The organism is Streptomyces sp. NPDC005794 (genome assembly GCF_042871445.1).
Lineage (GTDB): Bacteria > Actinomycetota > Actinomycetes > Streptomycetales > Streptomycetaceae > Streptomyces.
Genome location: NZ_JBIAIN010000010.1, coordinates 134,159 through 147,479 on the forward strand (window position 1 = coordinate 134,159; position 13,321 = coordinate 147,479).

Consider the following 13,321-nt stretch of genomic DNA (forward strand, 5'->3'; position numbering starts at 1 on the left):
CCCCTCGGCCGACCGGCCGTCAGAAGCGGCTGGTAGAAAGGGAGGTCGCGTCGGCAGGGCGTCGGCTGCGGGGGAGGAACGCCATGTCACAGCCGCCACCCTGGCCACCGCAGCAGCCGCCCGGAGCCCAGCCGCCCCCGCAGCCGCCGTACGGCCCACCGCAGACCGGGGCCGGGAATCCGCACGGGGGCCGGCCCGTGCCGGACAACCCCTACGCGGCCCAGCAGCCCCCGCAGCTTCCGCCGTACGGCGCGTACCCGCCGCCTCTTCGAGGGCCGGGGACACCGGTGTCCCCGGCTCCCGGGAAGCGGCGCACCCCGCTGATCGTGGGGGCCGGTCTCGTGGCGCTCGTCCTGATCGGCGGCGGGGTGTGGTTCGCGGTCGGCACCGGCGGGGACGACGATCCCAAGGCTCCCGTCGCGAAGGGGAGTTCCAGCGCGTCCGCGTCCCCGACCGCGACGGAGGAGACACCCGTGGAGCCTCCCTCGCCCCCGCCCTCGCTCATGCCCTCGCCCACCGGGACCGGGCTCCAGGCCGTCTGGCGGGCCTCCGACTCCACGATGCTGGGGCTGGGCGACGAGCACACCGACGAGCCCGCCCGGATCAACGCGGTCCTCACCACCGCCGACGGCCTGGACTGCGAGGGCCGGTGGCAGGAGGACGAGAGCGGTGACTTCCTGGAGATGGCGCTGCTCTGCAAGGAGGACGGGGTCCGGGTCGCCGGCAAGGACCGCGTCGGCAACCTGGAGCAGACCGGGAACACCCTGACCGTCGAGTGGGCCAAGGGGGCCGACGGCACGGAGACCTTCGAGCGCTTCCGGGACATGGACCCCGCCTGACGCTCCCCAGGCCGGGATCAGGCCAGAGCCAGGCCAGAGTCAGGCCAGAGTCAGACCGGGGTCGGGCCGGGGTCAGGCCGGGGGGTCAGGTCGACTGCTCGTCGGCGAGTTCCGCGACGCCCGTGATCCGGTGCAGCGGATACGTCCGGACCTCGTCGGCGGTGTGGTCGTACGCCGTCACGAAGCCGCCCTCGACCTTGACCGGGGCGATCACCCGCTGGCTGGCCGCGCCGTCCGCGTTGACGTAGCCGATCCAGACCGCCGAGCCGGTCATCGCGGCGGCCTGCACCGTGGCCAGGGTCTCGGCGGGGGTCGTGCGGGGGAGCGATCCCGCCGTCGCCGTGTCCGGAGCGTCCTTGTGGACGGCGCGGGCGGCCGAGTCGCCGGCCCGGATGGCCCGGACCGCCGCGGTCAGCAGGGTGGCGTCCGGGACCGGCGGCCCCTCGGGGACGGGCACGGGCGGCGTACGGGGTGGGGTGCGGCGGGCGCCGGCGCGGGTGATCAGGACGTCGCCCTCGGCGGATTCGGCGGCCGGGGCGTACCCCATCTCGCGCAGCCCTTCGAGCAGCGACCCCGGGTCGGCCTGCGCGGCCAGGACGGTCGGCGCGAGCCGGCGCAGCCGCAGGGTGGCGGAACGCTTGTCGGCCAGGATCTCGTTGAGCACGGCCTCGTCGTCGCAGCGCACGTACGCCGACGCGGCGCCGATCCGCAGGTGGCCGTGGCGGCGCGCCACGTCGTCGATGAGGTAGCTCAGCGGCTGCGGAACCGGCGTACGGCTGTGGGTGGCCAGGAAGGCGTGCAGGTCGGTCGCGGCCTGTCCGGCGTCGAGCGCGCGGCGTACGGAGCCGGGCGTGAAGCGGTAGACCGTCGCGCCGCCCTTGGACTCGATGTCGGCGAGCACCGAGAGCATCTCGGCGAGGGGGCGTTCGAGCGGGCCGGGGGCCACCGCGGTCAGGTCGGCCTGGAGCAGCACATGGTCCAGGGGTTCGGGGATCAGCGGGGCGAGGAGGGCGGCGGCCTCGCCGGGGCCCTCGTCGAGCAGCGCGCGGGCCTGCGAGGAGAGTGCGCCGCGTCCGGTGATGCCGAGCATCTCCGCCTCGTTGACCGTCCACAGGGCGATCCGGGAGCGGAGGTCCGAGGCGTCGCCCGGGGCCGCGGGGCCGCCCGGTGCCGAGGTGCGCAGCGGCCGTTCCCAGCGGAGCCGGGCGAGCAGGGTCTGCGGGTCGGGTGCGGTGCCCGGCGGGAGCGAGGCGAACAGGGCCAGGACCCGGCGGCGTACCTCGGGTGCGGCCGAGCGGTCCAGGTCGGGGCCGAGCGTGGACAGGGCCCGGCCCTTGGAGTCCTGACCGCCGATCAGGCCCGCGGTGCGGGTGGCGGCGAGCCAGGCCGTGGCGAGGTGCGTCCAGCGGTCCTGGGTGGGGAGGTCCAGCCACTCGTCGGACGCGGGCGTCGGCGCGTACCGCTCGTCGGTCTCGCCGTCGGGGGCCAGCAGGCCCGCCGCGTAGGCGAGTTCGATCCAGAAGGCGGCGACGGGCTCCGTGACGTCGAGCGCGCCGGCGGCACGCTTCAGCTCGCGCACGCTCAGGCCGCCCGCGCGGAGGATGGCCGGGCCGCCGTTGTTCCAGAGTTTCACCAGCTCCTCGACGGTGGACAGCGCCATGAAGCCCTGGCCCGCCGCCGCTCTGTCCACAGCCTGGGGATCCCGTTCGGCCGCCGCCACGAGCGCCGGCGGCACGGGCTCGGGCACGCGGTGGGCACGGCCGGCGCGCAGATGCAGCGCCGCCTCGCGCGGCAGGACGACGGTGCGGGTCGACACGGGCAGCAACAGACCGCGGTCCCGCAGCCATTGCACGGGCTGGGCGGGGTTCGGGGTGACCTCCCCGTACGGCGGACCCCAGACCAGCCGGTCGAGGACGGACAGCGCCTCGACCGGGGCGGTGTCCAGCAGCTCCGCCATCCTGGTCCGGTCCGTGAAGAGTCCGGTCAGCGCGGCGACGGCGGACACCGGGTCGTGGGTGGCCGGCAGCCCCGCGGTGGCCAGGATCTCCTGCAGCCGGCCCGGCGACATCCCGGCGGTGGCCTCGGCGACGGTCGGGCCGAGGCCCGTGGGGGAGGGGTGCTGCGGGGACGGGGCGAGCAGTTCGCGGGCGGTGCGTACGAGGTGCAGCCGGGCGTCCTCGCCCCAGACCAGGGCCTGTTCGCGCAGGGTCGTGAGGGCTGCGGGCAGTGCGCCGGTGATCGCCGCGCCCGCGTCGTCCCGCCCGTCGCCGTCGTCCTGGCCGTCACCGGTGAGCAGCGCGAGCAGCGTGTCGTACGGAGCCGGGTCCGGCGCCACGGCCAGCGCCTCCGCGGTCTGCAGGGCGAAGCGGTCGAGGTGCTCCAGCGCACGGATGACGGAGGCCCGTGTGCCGGCCCGCGTCGCCAGCTGGGTGATGTCGTTCGGTACGGGGCTGAGCAGATCGGGGCGGGCGCGCAGCAGCCCTGCCAGCGATTCGTCGCCCCGGGCGCGCAGAGCTTCGGCGAGCGTGCGCGGTGGTGTGGTCGTCCCCATCCGTCCCACGGTAGCCCCTGGAACGCTACCGTCGGGGCAGGGCGGGTGGAGGGAGAACGTCGCGTGGGTATCGAGAGCGACCAGCTGGTCTACGACTATCTCAGCCGGGTCGGTGACCTGGCGCAGCAACAACAGCTGTCCTCGGGTGCCCGGATGAGACTCGTCGCGACGCTGCGGGGCGAGATCGACCGGCAGCGCGGCACCGACGGCTCGGACTCTCCGGCGGTGGTCCGGCGCATCCTCGGCAGGATCGGCGCACCGGGTGAACTCGTGGCCGCGGCAGCCGAGTCGGGCGACGGCGCGGTGCCGCTGCCGTCACCCCGGGCGGATGAGGCCACGAGTGACGCGGGCTCTCGCGGGGTGCCCAGGGCGCGGCGGGGAGTGCTCCGGAAAGACGTGTCGCGCAAGGGCGCGTCGCCGGAGGCCGAGAAGCTGAAGAGGCCCGAGGAGCCGAAGAGGCCCGAGGAGTCGAAGGCGCGCGAGGAGCCGAAGAGGCCCAAGGAACCGAGGGCGGCCAGGAAGGCCAGGAAGGCCGAGACCCGGAGCGCGGAGTCCGGCCTCGGGGAACCGGCGTCCACGGAACCGGTCCCGGACTGGCCGGCGGCGTCCGCGCCGCACATGGCGGGCCTTGACCAGGCCCCGTCCGGAGACGAGTCCGAGTGGTGGCGGATCGAGCCGGGGCCCTTCGGTGAAGGCGGGCCGGGCGGACAGGACGGGCCGGGGGCCATGGGCCCCGGCACGTCCGTGCCCGGGTTCACGGGCGGGTTGCTGAGCCCGGAGCTGTTCGGGATGCCGAGTGCGCCGAAGACCCCGCCACGCGCTCCGGTGGAGGCCGAGGACCCCGGGCCGACGGCGGGCGAGGAGGACGCCGTACCGGAACCGTCGGCGGCACGGCCTCGGCGGAAGCTGCGGCTGCGCCGTCCCGGGCGGGTCGCCGAGGGCGACGGGGCGGCCGTGCGGCCCCGGCTCTCGAACCCGCTGTTGCTGCTGGCCGCCGCGCTGCTGGTGGCCGGAGCCGTGCTCGGGTCATGGCTGGCGCTCGCGGGTGGCTGGCTGCTGGCGTACAGCTCGCGCAAGTTCTCGCGGGCGGAGGCGAAGTGGGTCGCGCTGGGCCTGCCGGGCGTGGTCGTGGCCGGGGCCTTCGTCTGGCTGTGGGGCCGCATGGAGGGCCGCTGGGGCGCGCCCCTCGCCGCGGACGCGATGGGCGACGCGATGACGGACGTCTGGCCCGTGGTGGTGCGGGTGGCGGCGGTGGCGTCGGCGCTGTATCTGGTGTGGCGGGCGCGCAGGCTGACAGGGTGAGAAAGGGTGCGGGGCGGGAGTGTACGTTCGTACATCTGAGGGGTACGATCGCGGGCATGCCGACGGACTACTTCGCCAACGATCCGCGCACCAACCTCGAGCGCATGCTCGCGGGCGACCTCTACGTCGCCGACGATCCGGAGATCGCCGGCCGCCAGCAGCGGGCGATGCGCCTCGCGGCCCGCTTCCAGGCCGCCTACACCGAGGACGCCGACGCGGCCCGTTCGCTCCTGGCCGAGCTGCTGGACTTCGTGGGCGAAGGCGTCGACCTGCGGCCGCCGCTGTTCGTCGACTACGGCAGCAACATCACCATCGGCGCCCGCACCTTCGTCAACTACCACCTCACCGCGCTGGACGTCGCGCGCATCACCATCGGCGAGGACTGCCAGATCGGCCCCAACGTCCAGCTCCTCACCCCGACCCACCCCGTGGAACCGGGCCCCCGCCGGGACAAGCTGGAAGCCGCACTCCCCATCACCATCGGTGACAACGTCTGGCTCGGCGGCGGAGTCGTCGTGTGCCCCGGGGTGACCATCGGCGACAACTCCGTGATCGGCGCGGGAGCCGTGGTCACCAAGGACATCCCCGCCGACGTCGTCGCCGTGGGCAACCCCGCCCGCGTCATCCGAAGCGTCTGACAGGCCCGCCCCATGGCCACCGGACGCACGGATCCGCAGCGGCGTGAGCGCATCCTCGCCGCCACGCTCGACCACATCGCGGAGGAGGGGGTCGCCGGCGTCTCCCACCGCAAGATCGCCGGCCGCGCCGATGTCCCGCTGGGCTCGATGACGTATCACTTCGGCGGCATCGACGACCTGTTGCGTGAGGCCTTCACCCGCTTCGCCGACCACATCGTGGCCGTCTTCGAGCTGTACCTGGGCCGGGCCGAGACCCCCGAGCAGGCCCGTGAGGCCGTCGCCGACCTCATCCACGTGCTCTCCGAGGGGCCCCGCAGGGACCTCGTCCTCACCCAGGAGCTCTACACGCTGGCCGCCCGGCGCGACGAGTACCGCGAGCTCACGCACGCGTGGATGAACCGCAGCCGCCGCCTGCTGGAGCAGCACTTCGATCCGGACACCGCCCGCCAGCTGGACGCGCTCATCGAGGGACTGGCCCTGCACCGGTCCCTCGACACCGAGCCGCAGGGCCGCGAGCTGACGCGGCTGGCGGTGCTGAGGATGACCTCCGGCGCTTGACGGCGCCTCCCCGGACCGCCTGTGGGGCGCGAACCTGACACCGCGCCCCACAGGCTTCAGCCCTCGTACCGGCTACTTCGTCAGGTCCGCCTGGAGCTCGTCCAGGATCTTGCCGGCCGCCGAGTAGCCGATGCCCTGGACCCACAGCTCGTCCTCGACGGGGAACACCTTGCCGTCCTTCACCGCGGCCATGTTCTTCCAGAGGCCGCTGCCCACGGTCTGCTTCTCCTTGGACTTCTCCGCGTCCCCGTACGTCGAGTGGAAGATGACGTCCGCGTCCGCCTGGTCGATCTTCTCCGGGCTGACGTCGTACGAGAAGCCGTCCTTGGCCTTGTCGACGACCGCGGGCCGGCCGAGACCGACATCGGCGAGGATCGTCGCGATGTAGTTCTGGCGGCCGTAGATGCGGATGTCGGCGCCCTCGACGAACCGCACGATGTTGACCTCGGTGGCCGCCGCCTTCTCCTTGCCGCCGAGCGCCTCGGTGACCTCACCGACGTGCGTGTCGTACGCGGCGATGACCTTCTCGGCCGCCGGGACCTTGCCGAGCGCGTTGGCGTGGACCTGGAAGTTCTCCTTCCAGGGGTAGCCCGTGTTCTCCGTCATGACCGTCGGCGCGATCTTCGCGAGCTCGTCGTACGTGTCGCCGTGGCGGATCTTGCTGGTGAGGATGAGGTCCGGCTTCAGGCCCGCGATGGCCTCCAGGTTCGGCGTCATCATCTCGCCGACGTCCTCGATGCCCGCGACCTTTTCCTCCGGCAGGTAGCTCAGGTAGCCCGACTCCGTGCCGGTGTGCGTGGCACCGACCGGCTTCACGCCCAGGGTGAGCGCGGAATCCAGCTCGGCGCTGTCCAGGACGACGACGCGCTTCGGCGCCACGGGGACCTTGATGTTGCCCATGGCCGTGGCGACCATGTGGGTCTTGTCGCCGCCGGAGGAGGAGGCCGAACCGTCGGACTCGGAGCCGGAGTCCGACGAGCCGCAGGAAGTGAGGGTCAGTGCGGCGGTCACGGCCAGCGAACCGGCGACGAGCAGACGGGGCGAGGCGGGCATGTCAGAGGGCCTTTCCTGAGGAGGACGGGGCGGGAGTCCAGGGCGCGCCGGGTACGACGAGCGGCGAACCCGTGACCGGGTCCGGGACGATGACGGCTTCCAGGCCGAAGACCTCGCGGACGAGTTCGGCGGTGACGACGTCCCCGGGCCGGCCCTCGGCGACGATGCGGCCCGCCTTCATGGCGACGAGGTGGTCGGCGTACCGGGCGGCCTGGTTGAGGTCGTGCAGGACGGTCACGACCGTCCGCCCCCGCGTGCCGTCCGCCGCCGGAGCGGCGAGCCGGCGCACCAGGTCCAGGACCTCGACCTGGTGCGCGATGTCGAGATACGTCGTCGGCTCGTCGAGCAGCAGCAGATCCGTGTCCTGCGCGAGCGCCATCGCGATCCACACCCGCTGGCGCTGGCCCCCGGACAGCTCGTCCACCGGCCGGTCGCCGAGCGCGGTGATGTCCGTACGCTCCATGGCGTCGGTCACCGCGCGCTCGTCCGCCTCGGACCACTGCTGCCACCAGCGCTGGTGCGGCTGGCGGCCCCGGGCGACCAGGTCGGACACGGTGATCGCCTCGGGCGCCACCGGTGTCTGCGGGAGCAGGCCGACCGACTGGGCGATCGTGCGCGTGGGTATGCGGGACAGTTCCGTGCCGTCCAGGAGCACCGAACCGCCGGCCGGCTTCAGCAGCCGGCCGAGCGCCCGCAGGGTCGTCGACTTGCCGCAGGCGTTGGGGCCGACGATGACCGTCACGCACCCGTCGGGGACGGCCAGGTCCAGCTTCTGCACGACGGTGCGGTCGTCGTAGGCGAGGGTCAGGGCGCGCGCCGTGAGCCTCGACGCGCTCGGGGTGGTCCTGCTGTCCGTGGAACGGGTCGTCGTCATGCGGTGCCTCCAGTGCGGCCACCGTGGCCACGGATGATCAGCCAGATCAGATACGGGGCGCCGACCGCCGCCGTGAGCACCCCCACCGGAAGCTCGGTGGGGGAGAAGAGCCTGCGGGCCAGCAGATCGGCGAAGACGACGATCACGGCGCCGAGCAGCGCGGAACACAGGAGCGGGATCTGCGCCGTACGCGTCATCCGGCGGGCGATCTGCGGGGCGAGCAGCGCCACGAAGTCGACCGGTCCCGCCGTCCCCGTCGCCACCGACGCCAGCACCACCCCGAGGGCGACGAGCCCCAGCCGTACGCGCCCGAGGCGCACGCCCAGCGCCGTCGCGGTGTCGTCGTCCATCGAGACGGTGCGCTGCGCCCGGGCCGCCCACAGCACGGCGGGCAGCAGGACCAGGAGCGCCCAGCCGATCGGGGCGGCCTCGTCCCAGCCTCGGCCGTTGAGCGAACCGGTCATCCAGATCTGCGCCTGCTGGGCGACCAGGTAGTCGCCCTTCGTCAGGAACAGCGTCGTCACCGACCGCAGGGCGATCGCGAAGCCGATCCCGATGAGGACGAACCGGGTCGCGTGGAGCCCGCCGCGCCACGCGAAGACGTACACGAGCGCCGCCGCGGCGACACCGCCGACGACGGAGAGAGAGGGCAGGACGGTGTACGAGGTGAGGCCGAAGGTCATCGCGCCGACCGTGAGCGCGCTCGCGCCCTGGCTGACGCCGATGATGTCGGGGCTGGCGAGCGGGTTGCGGGCGACGGTCTGGATCAGCGCCCCGGCGATCCCGAACGCGGCGCCGACGAGCAGTCCCACGACCATGCGGGGCAGCCTCAGCGTGCCCACGACCAGTTCGTCCGGGGACGGCTGCCCGAGGACGACCTTCACGACCTCCGCGGGCGCCACGAAACTCTCGCCGACGCAGAGGTACGCGACGCAGACCACGGCCAGCAGGACGCCGAGGGCCACCGCGACGAGCCCGGCCCGCCGGTGGAGCAGGAAGCGGCCCCGCTTCCCCACCCGTACGACGCGGTAACCGGCGGGCCGGACCGGGGTCCGTACGGGCACTGCCGTGTCCGCGCTCATGCGGGCACCGCCTTCCGGCGTACGAGGGTGACCAGGAACGGGACACCGATCAGCGCCGTCATCACACCCGCCGGGACCTCGCCGGGCGGGAACAGGACCCGGCCGACGACATCGGAGACGAGGAGCATCACGGGCCCGACGAGGGCCGCCATCGGCAGCACCCAGCGGTGGTCGCCGCCCACGATCGCGCGGGCGATGTGCGGGACGGCGAGGCCGACGAAGGCGATCGGTCCGGCCGCCGCGACGCCCGCGCCGGTGAGCACGGTGGCCCCGATGCCGCCGACGACGCGGACGGCCGCCACGTTCTGGCCCAGGCCCTTCGCGACGTCCTCGCCCAGCGCCAGCGCGTCGAGACCGCGCGCCACGGACAGCACGAGGACGGCGCCGATCAGCAGGAACGGCCAGATCTGCTGGGCGACCTGCGCCTCGCGGCCGGCGATCGAGCCCACCTGCCAGAAGCGGAACTCGTCGAGCGCCGACGCCTTGGTGGTGAGCACCGCCATGGTCACCGACACCAGCAGCGCGTTGATCGCGGCCCCGCCCAGCGCGAGCTTCACCGGCGTCGCGCCGCCGCGGCCCCGGGAGGCGATGGCGTACACCGCGACGGACGCGACGGCGGCCCCCGCGAACGCGAACCACACATAGCCGGTGAGGGTGTGGATCCCGGCGTACGCGATGGCCAGGACGACGGCCACCGAGGCGCCCTGGCTGATCCCGAGGATCCCCGGGTCGGCGATGGGGTTACGGGTGATGCCCTGCAGCACCGTGCCCGCGAGGGCGAGCGCCGCGCCGACCATCAGCCCGATCACGGTGCGCGGCACCCGCATCTGCCGGATCACCTCGGCGGCGTCGGAGTGCCCGCCGTGCAGCAGGGCGTCCAGGACCGCGGACGGCGCGATGGTCCGCGCCCCCACGGCGAGGCTGAGCAGAACGGCGAGCAGCAGCGCGACGACGGCGGCGGCGGTCGCGAGCGCGCGTCTGGACAGGCGTGGAGCGGCGGCTGCCATCGGAACCAATCGGGGTGAGCACGGCCGGGACGTGCGGGATCAGGACCCTGCGAGGTAAGGCACTAAGCCTAGGGGCGGCCTGCGTGCCTGCGCAGGGGACCTGCCTTCTCCGCCATAGGACCCAGGGCCCTCTCCTTGCGCAGCTCCACCTCCTGGGCGGTCACCGGGGCCTGGATGCTGTAGACATCACCGACCCGCAGGGTGCCGGGGGTGCTGTACTCGCCATGGACGGCGACGAAGGTGACGGCTGTGCAGCGGGCGAGGAGCACCTCGCGCGAGCACGGGGGTCAACTCTGATTCCCCGGCTGGACGCGGACGGGCCGGACACCCGGGCCGGGGCGGTCGGCACAATGGGAAGCATGCCCTCACACACTCTGACGGTCGGTTTCGACCTCGACATGACGCTCATCGACTCCCGGCCCGGCATCAAGGCCGCCTACGAGACACTGGCAGCCGAGACGGGTGTGCACATCGACACCGACCTGGTCGTCAGCCGGCTCGGCCCGCCGCTCGAGGACGAGATGCGGAACTGGTTCCCGGCCGACGCGGTCGCCGGGGCGTGCGACCGGTACCGCGCGATCTACCCGGACACGGCGATCACGCCGACGACCGCGCTCCCCGGCGCCCGGGAGGCCGTCGAGGCCGTCCAGGCTCTCGGCGGGCGGGCGATGGTCGTCACCGCGAAGTACGAGCCGAACGCCAAGCTGCACCTCGCGCACCTCGGCATCGACGCGGACGTGCTGATCGGCGGGCTCTGGGCCGAGGGCAAGGCGGAGGCGCTCCTCGAGCACGGCGCGCGGGTCTACGTCGGCGACCACACCGGAGACGTCCGTGGGGCGCGTGCGGCGGACGCCCTGTCGGTCGGTGTCACCACCGGCCCGTGCGACGAGGAGGAGCTGCGCGCGGCTGGCGCCGACGTGATCCTGCCGGACCTCACGGTGTTCCCCGCCTGGCTGCGGACCTACGCGGCGGCGTGAGCGCCGCTACTGAGCGGCGGCGCGCTTCGGGGAGTTCTTCCACACCGACCGCACCACCCCCGCGCCCGCGATGAGGAAGCCCAGGCCCATCAGCATGCACACCGCGTAGGCGATGGGCGGGAACGGGTCGGTGCCCAGGAACAGGGGGGCCACAGTGACCAGAGTGGCCAGTGCGCCGATGAAGAAGACGATCGCGCCGGCCTGTACGAGCCGGTCGCCCGCGCCGGAAGGAGTAGTACTCACCCGGTCAGGGTAGTTCCCAGCTCGGCGGAACCATTCGGCGACGTCTTGTCTACGGCCCCTGGCCCATTAGCCTGGGGCATGGCGGGTCGGAAGACCCGCTGTACTGCTATCAGGAGCCGTATCGCGGCTCTCCCGCACACCGACGAGTACGAGGACGAGGACAGACGTGCCCACGGGTAAGGTCAAATGGTTCAATTCGGAAAAGGGCTTCGGCTTTCTTTCGCGCGACGACGGCGCCGACGTCTTCGTCCATTCCTCCGTACTTCCAGCCGGCGTCGACGCGCTCAAGCCCGGCCAGCGCGTCGAATTCGGTGTGGTCGCGGGCCAGCGCGGTGACCAGGCCCTTTCCGTGGTGATGCTCGACCCCACCCCGTCCGTCGCCGCCGCGCAGCGGCGCAAGCCGGACGAGCTGGCCTCGATCGTCCAGGACCTGACGACGGTGCTGGAGAACATCACGCCGCTGCTGGAGCGGGGCCGTTACCCCGACAAGGCCTCGGGCGCCAAGATCGCCGGCCTGCTGAGGGCGGTCGCCGACCAGCTCGACGTCTGACAGGAGGCCGGGCCCGGGGGCCCGGCCCCGTCGGTCAGCGTGCGGTGACGGAGAACGCGTCCGGGGCCAGCGCCGGCACGAGGCCCTCGGCCGCCGCCCGGGTCAGCAGGCCACGGATCGCCGCGTAGCCGCTCTCGCCGAGGTCGGCGGTGAATTCGTTCACGTAGAGCCCGATGTGCTGGTCGGCCACGGCCGGGTCCATCTCCTGGGCGTGCTCCAGGACGTACGGACGCGAGCGCTCCGGGTCGTCCCAGGCCATCCGCACCGACGTACGGATCGAGTCCGACAACCGGTTCAGCGTCTCCTCGCCCAGCGAGCGCTTGGCGATGATCGCGCCGAGCGGGATCGGCAGGCCGGTGGTCGACTCCCAGTGCTCGCCCATGTCGGCGAGGCTGTGCAGGCCGTAGTTCTGATACGTGAAACGGGCCTCGTGGATCACGAGCCCGGCGTCCACCCGGCCGTCGCGGACCGCGGGCATGATCTCGTCGAAGGGCAGGACGACGATCTCGCCCACACCGTCCGGGACGACCTCGGCCGCCCACAGCCGGAACAGCAGGTACGCGGTGGAGCGTTCGCTCGGCACCGCGACGGTCTTCCCCGTCAGGTCCGCGCCCGGCTCGCGCGTGAGGACGAGCGGCCCGCAGCCGCGCCCGAGGGCGCCGCCGCACGGCAGCAGCGCGTACTCGTCGAGCACCCACGGCAGGACGGCGTACGACACCTTCAGCACGTCGAACTCGCCGCGCTCGGCCATGCCGTTGGTGAGGTCGATGTCGGCGAAGGTGACGTCGAGGGCGGGCGCGCCGGGGACCCTTCCGTGCGCCCAGGCGTCGAAGACGAAGGTGTCGTTCGGGCACGGCGAGAAGGCGATCCGCAGCGCGGGGAGCGGTGCGCCGGCGGAGTCGGTCGCGGTGTCAGTCACGGTGTCGGTCGAGTCGGTCATGTCGGGTCCAACTTTCCACTACAGGTGCGGTCTTCCCGAACGCCTCGGTGAGTGCCGCCAGGGCCTCGCCGATGCGCCAGGCCGCGCGGTCGCGCGGCCCCACGGTGTTCGAGACGGCGCGGAGCTCCAGCGCCGGCACGCCGAACCGGTCGGCGGCCTCCGCGACGCCGAAGCCCTCCATGGCCTCGGCGACGGCTCCGGGATGCGCGGCCAGCAGCTCGGCGGTGCGGGCCGCGCTGCCGGTCACGGTGGAGACGCTGAGGACGGGGCCCGGCACGGCGCCGGTGGCCCGGGCCACGTCCCGGACGAGGGACGCGGGCGGCAGGAAGGTGTCCCTGCCGAAGCCGAGACCGGTGACGGGCACGAAGCCGTCCGGGGTCTCGGCGCCCAGGTCCGCGGCGACGATGCCGGTCGCCACGACGAGGGAGCCGACGGCCGCCGCGGGTGCGAAACCGCCGCCGATGCCGGCCGAGACGACGGCCGCGTACGGCTGCGAGGCGGGCGCGGCGGCGAGGGCGAAGGCCGTGGCGGCCGCCGCGGCCGCCGGACCCGCGCCGCCCGCGAGGACGTCGAACGGCCCGGCCCGGTGCAGCTCGGCGCCCGGCACCTCGCGGACCTCCGGATCACCCCCGAACGCACGCGTGACCGCGTCCCTTTCGGCAGGGACAGCGGTCACGACAAGCACCCGCACAGCGGTGGTCCTCGGG

The 13,321-nt window shown here is 73.5% G+C and carries 15 protein-coding genes; 6 read left to right on the top strand and 9 right to left on the bottom strand.

The features are described from left to right. Window positions 1-83 precede the first annotated feature (83 nt). Window positions 84-839: a hypothetical protein gene (locus tag ACFYQ5_RS18145; protein WP_389198492.1), complete on the top strand. Its 756-nt coding sequence runs from the start codon at window positions 84-86 to the stop codon at window positions 837-839. A gap of 85 nt (window positions 840-924) precedes the next feature. Here the strand turns inward: ACFYQ5_RS18145 and ACFYQ5_RS18150 are convergent, their stop codons facing one another. Beyond that, window positions 925-3,390: a helicase-associated domain-containing protein gene (locus ACFYQ5_RS18150; RefSeq protein WP_389198494.1), complete on the bottom strand. Its 2,466-nt coding sequence runs from the start codon at window positions 3,388-3,390 to the stop codon at window positions 925-927. 63 nt (window positions 3,391-3,453) lie between these two features. On the opposite strand from ACFYQ5_RS18150, the gene ACFYQ5_RS18155 reads away from it, so the two are divergent. From ACFYQ5_RS18155 to ACFYQ5_RS18165, 3 genes are read left to right on the top strand one after another with little or no spacing between them, the layout of a single operon-like run. Continuing rightward, window positions 3,454-4,692: a hypothetical protein gene (locus ACFYQ5_RS18155; protein WP_389198496.1), complete on the top strand. Its 1,239-nt coding sequence runs from the start codon at window positions 3,454-3,456 to the stop codon at window positions 4,690-4,692. Between the two features lie 56 nt (window positions 4,693-4,748). Then, a complete protein-coding gene (locus ACFYQ5_RS18160) occupies window positions 4,749-5,330 on the top strand; it encodes a sugar O-acetyltransferase (protein WP_389198497.1) in 582 nt (193 codons plus the stop codon). 12 nt (window positions 5,331-5,342) lie between these two features. Continuing rightward, entirely contained in the window at window positions 5,343-5,888 is a 546-nt protein-coding gene (locus ACFYQ5_RS18165; RefSeq protein WP_389198499.1) for a TetR/AcrR family transcriptional regulator, read from the top strand. Between the two features lie 72 nt (window positions 5,889-5,960). On the opposite strand, the gene ACFYQ5_RS18170 is transcribed toward ACFYQ5_RS18165, so the two are convergent. The 5 genes from ACFYQ5_RS18170 to ACFYQ5_RS18190 all read right to left on the bottom strand — a co-directional run bounded on the left by ACFYQ5_RS18170 (window position 5,961) and on the right by ACFYQ5_RS18190 (window position 10,173). Next, window positions 5,961-6,941 (bottom strand): ABC transporter substrate-binding protein, encoded by a 981-nt coding sequence (locus tag ACFYQ5_RS18170; protein ID WP_389198501.1) that lies wholly within the window; start codon window positions 6,939-6,941, stop codon window positions 5,961-5,963. 1 nt (window position 6,942) lies between these two features. Further along, the gene (locus ACFYQ5_RS18175; RefSeq protein ID WP_389198503.1) at window positions 6,943-7,815 is read right to left on the bottom strand and encodes an ABC transporter ATP-binding protein; all 873 of its coding nucleotides are present in this window, start codon (window positions 7,813-7,815) and stop codon (window positions 6,943-6,945) included. Further along, window positions 7,812-8,897: a FecCD family ABC transporter permease gene (locus ACFYQ5_RS18180; RefSeq protein WP_389198505.1), complete on the bottom strand. Its 1,086-nt coding sequence runs from the start codon at window positions 8,895-8,897 to the stop codon at window positions 7,812-7,814. The genes ACFYQ5_RS18175 and ACFYQ5_RS18180 overlap by 4 nt, the downstream gene beginning before the upstream one ends. Further along, on the bottom strand, window positions 8,894-9,904 hold the full coding sequence (locus tag ACFYQ5_RS18185; RefSeq protein WP_389198507.1) for a FecCD family ABC transporter permease: 1,011 nt from the start codon (window positions 9,902-9,904) through the stop codon (window positions 8,894-8,896). The genes ACFYQ5_RS18180 and ACFYQ5_RS18185 overlap by 4 nt, the downstream gene beginning before the upstream one ends. Before the next feature lie 68 nt (window positions 9,905-9,972). Beyond that, on the bottom strand, window positions 9,973-10,173 hold the full coding sequence (locus ACFYQ5_RS18190; protein WP_389198509.1) for a hypothetical protein: 201 nt from the start codon (window positions 10,171-10,173) through the stop codon (window positions 9,973-9,975). A 90-nt stretch (window positions 10,174-10,263) separates the two neighbouring features. On the opposite strand from ACFYQ5_RS18190, the gene ACFYQ5_RS18195 reads away from it, so the two are divergent. Beyond that, window positions 10,264-10,881 (top strand): HAD family hydrolase, encoded by a 618-nt coding sequence (locus tag ACFYQ5_RS18195; RefSeq protein ID WP_389198511.1) that lies wholly within the window; start codon window positions 10,264-10,266, stop codon window positions 10,879-10,881. A gap of 6 nt (window positions 10,882-10,887) precedes the next feature. Here the strand turns inward: ACFYQ5_RS18195 and ACFYQ5_RS18200 are convergent, their stop codons facing one another. Beyond that, window positions 10,888-11,124, bottom strand: a complete 237-nt coding sequence (locus tag ACFYQ5_RS18200; protein ID WP_389198513.1) for a hypothetical protein — start codon at window positions 11,122-11,124, stop codon at window positions 10,888-10,890. 166 nt (window positions 11,125-11,290) lie between these two features. Here ACFYQ5_RS18200 and ACFYQ5_RS18205 point away from each other — a divergent pair, with 166 nt between their 5' ends. Beyond that, window positions 11,291-11,674 carry a cold-shock protein gene (locus tag ACFYQ5_RS18205; protein WP_389198515.1) on the top strand — a complete coding sequence of 128 codons (384 nt, stop codon included), beginning with the start codon at window positions 11,291-11,293 and terminating at the stop codon, window positions 11,672-11,674. Window positions 11,675-11,708: 34 nt separating this feature from the next. Here the strand turns inward: ACFYQ5_RS18205 and ACFYQ5_RS18210 are convergent, their stop codons facing one another. Beyond that, the gene (locus ACFYQ5_RS18210) at window positions 11,709-12,614 is read right to left on the bottom strand and encodes a 1,4-dihydroxy-6-naphthoate synthase (protein WP_389198517.1); all 906 of its coding nucleotides are present in this window, start codon (window positions 12,612-12,614) and stop codon (window positions 11,709-11,711) included. Then, window positions 12,586-13,305 (bottom strand): futalosine hydrolase, encoded by a 720-nt coding sequence (locus ACFYQ5_RS18215; protein WP_389198518.1) that lies wholly within the window; start codon window positions 13,303-13,305, stop codon window positions 12,586-12,588. The genes ACFYQ5_RS18210 and ACFYQ5_RS18215 overlap by 29 nt, the downstream gene beginning before the upstream one ends. Between the last annotated feature and the right edge of the window lie 16 nt (window positions 13,306-13,321).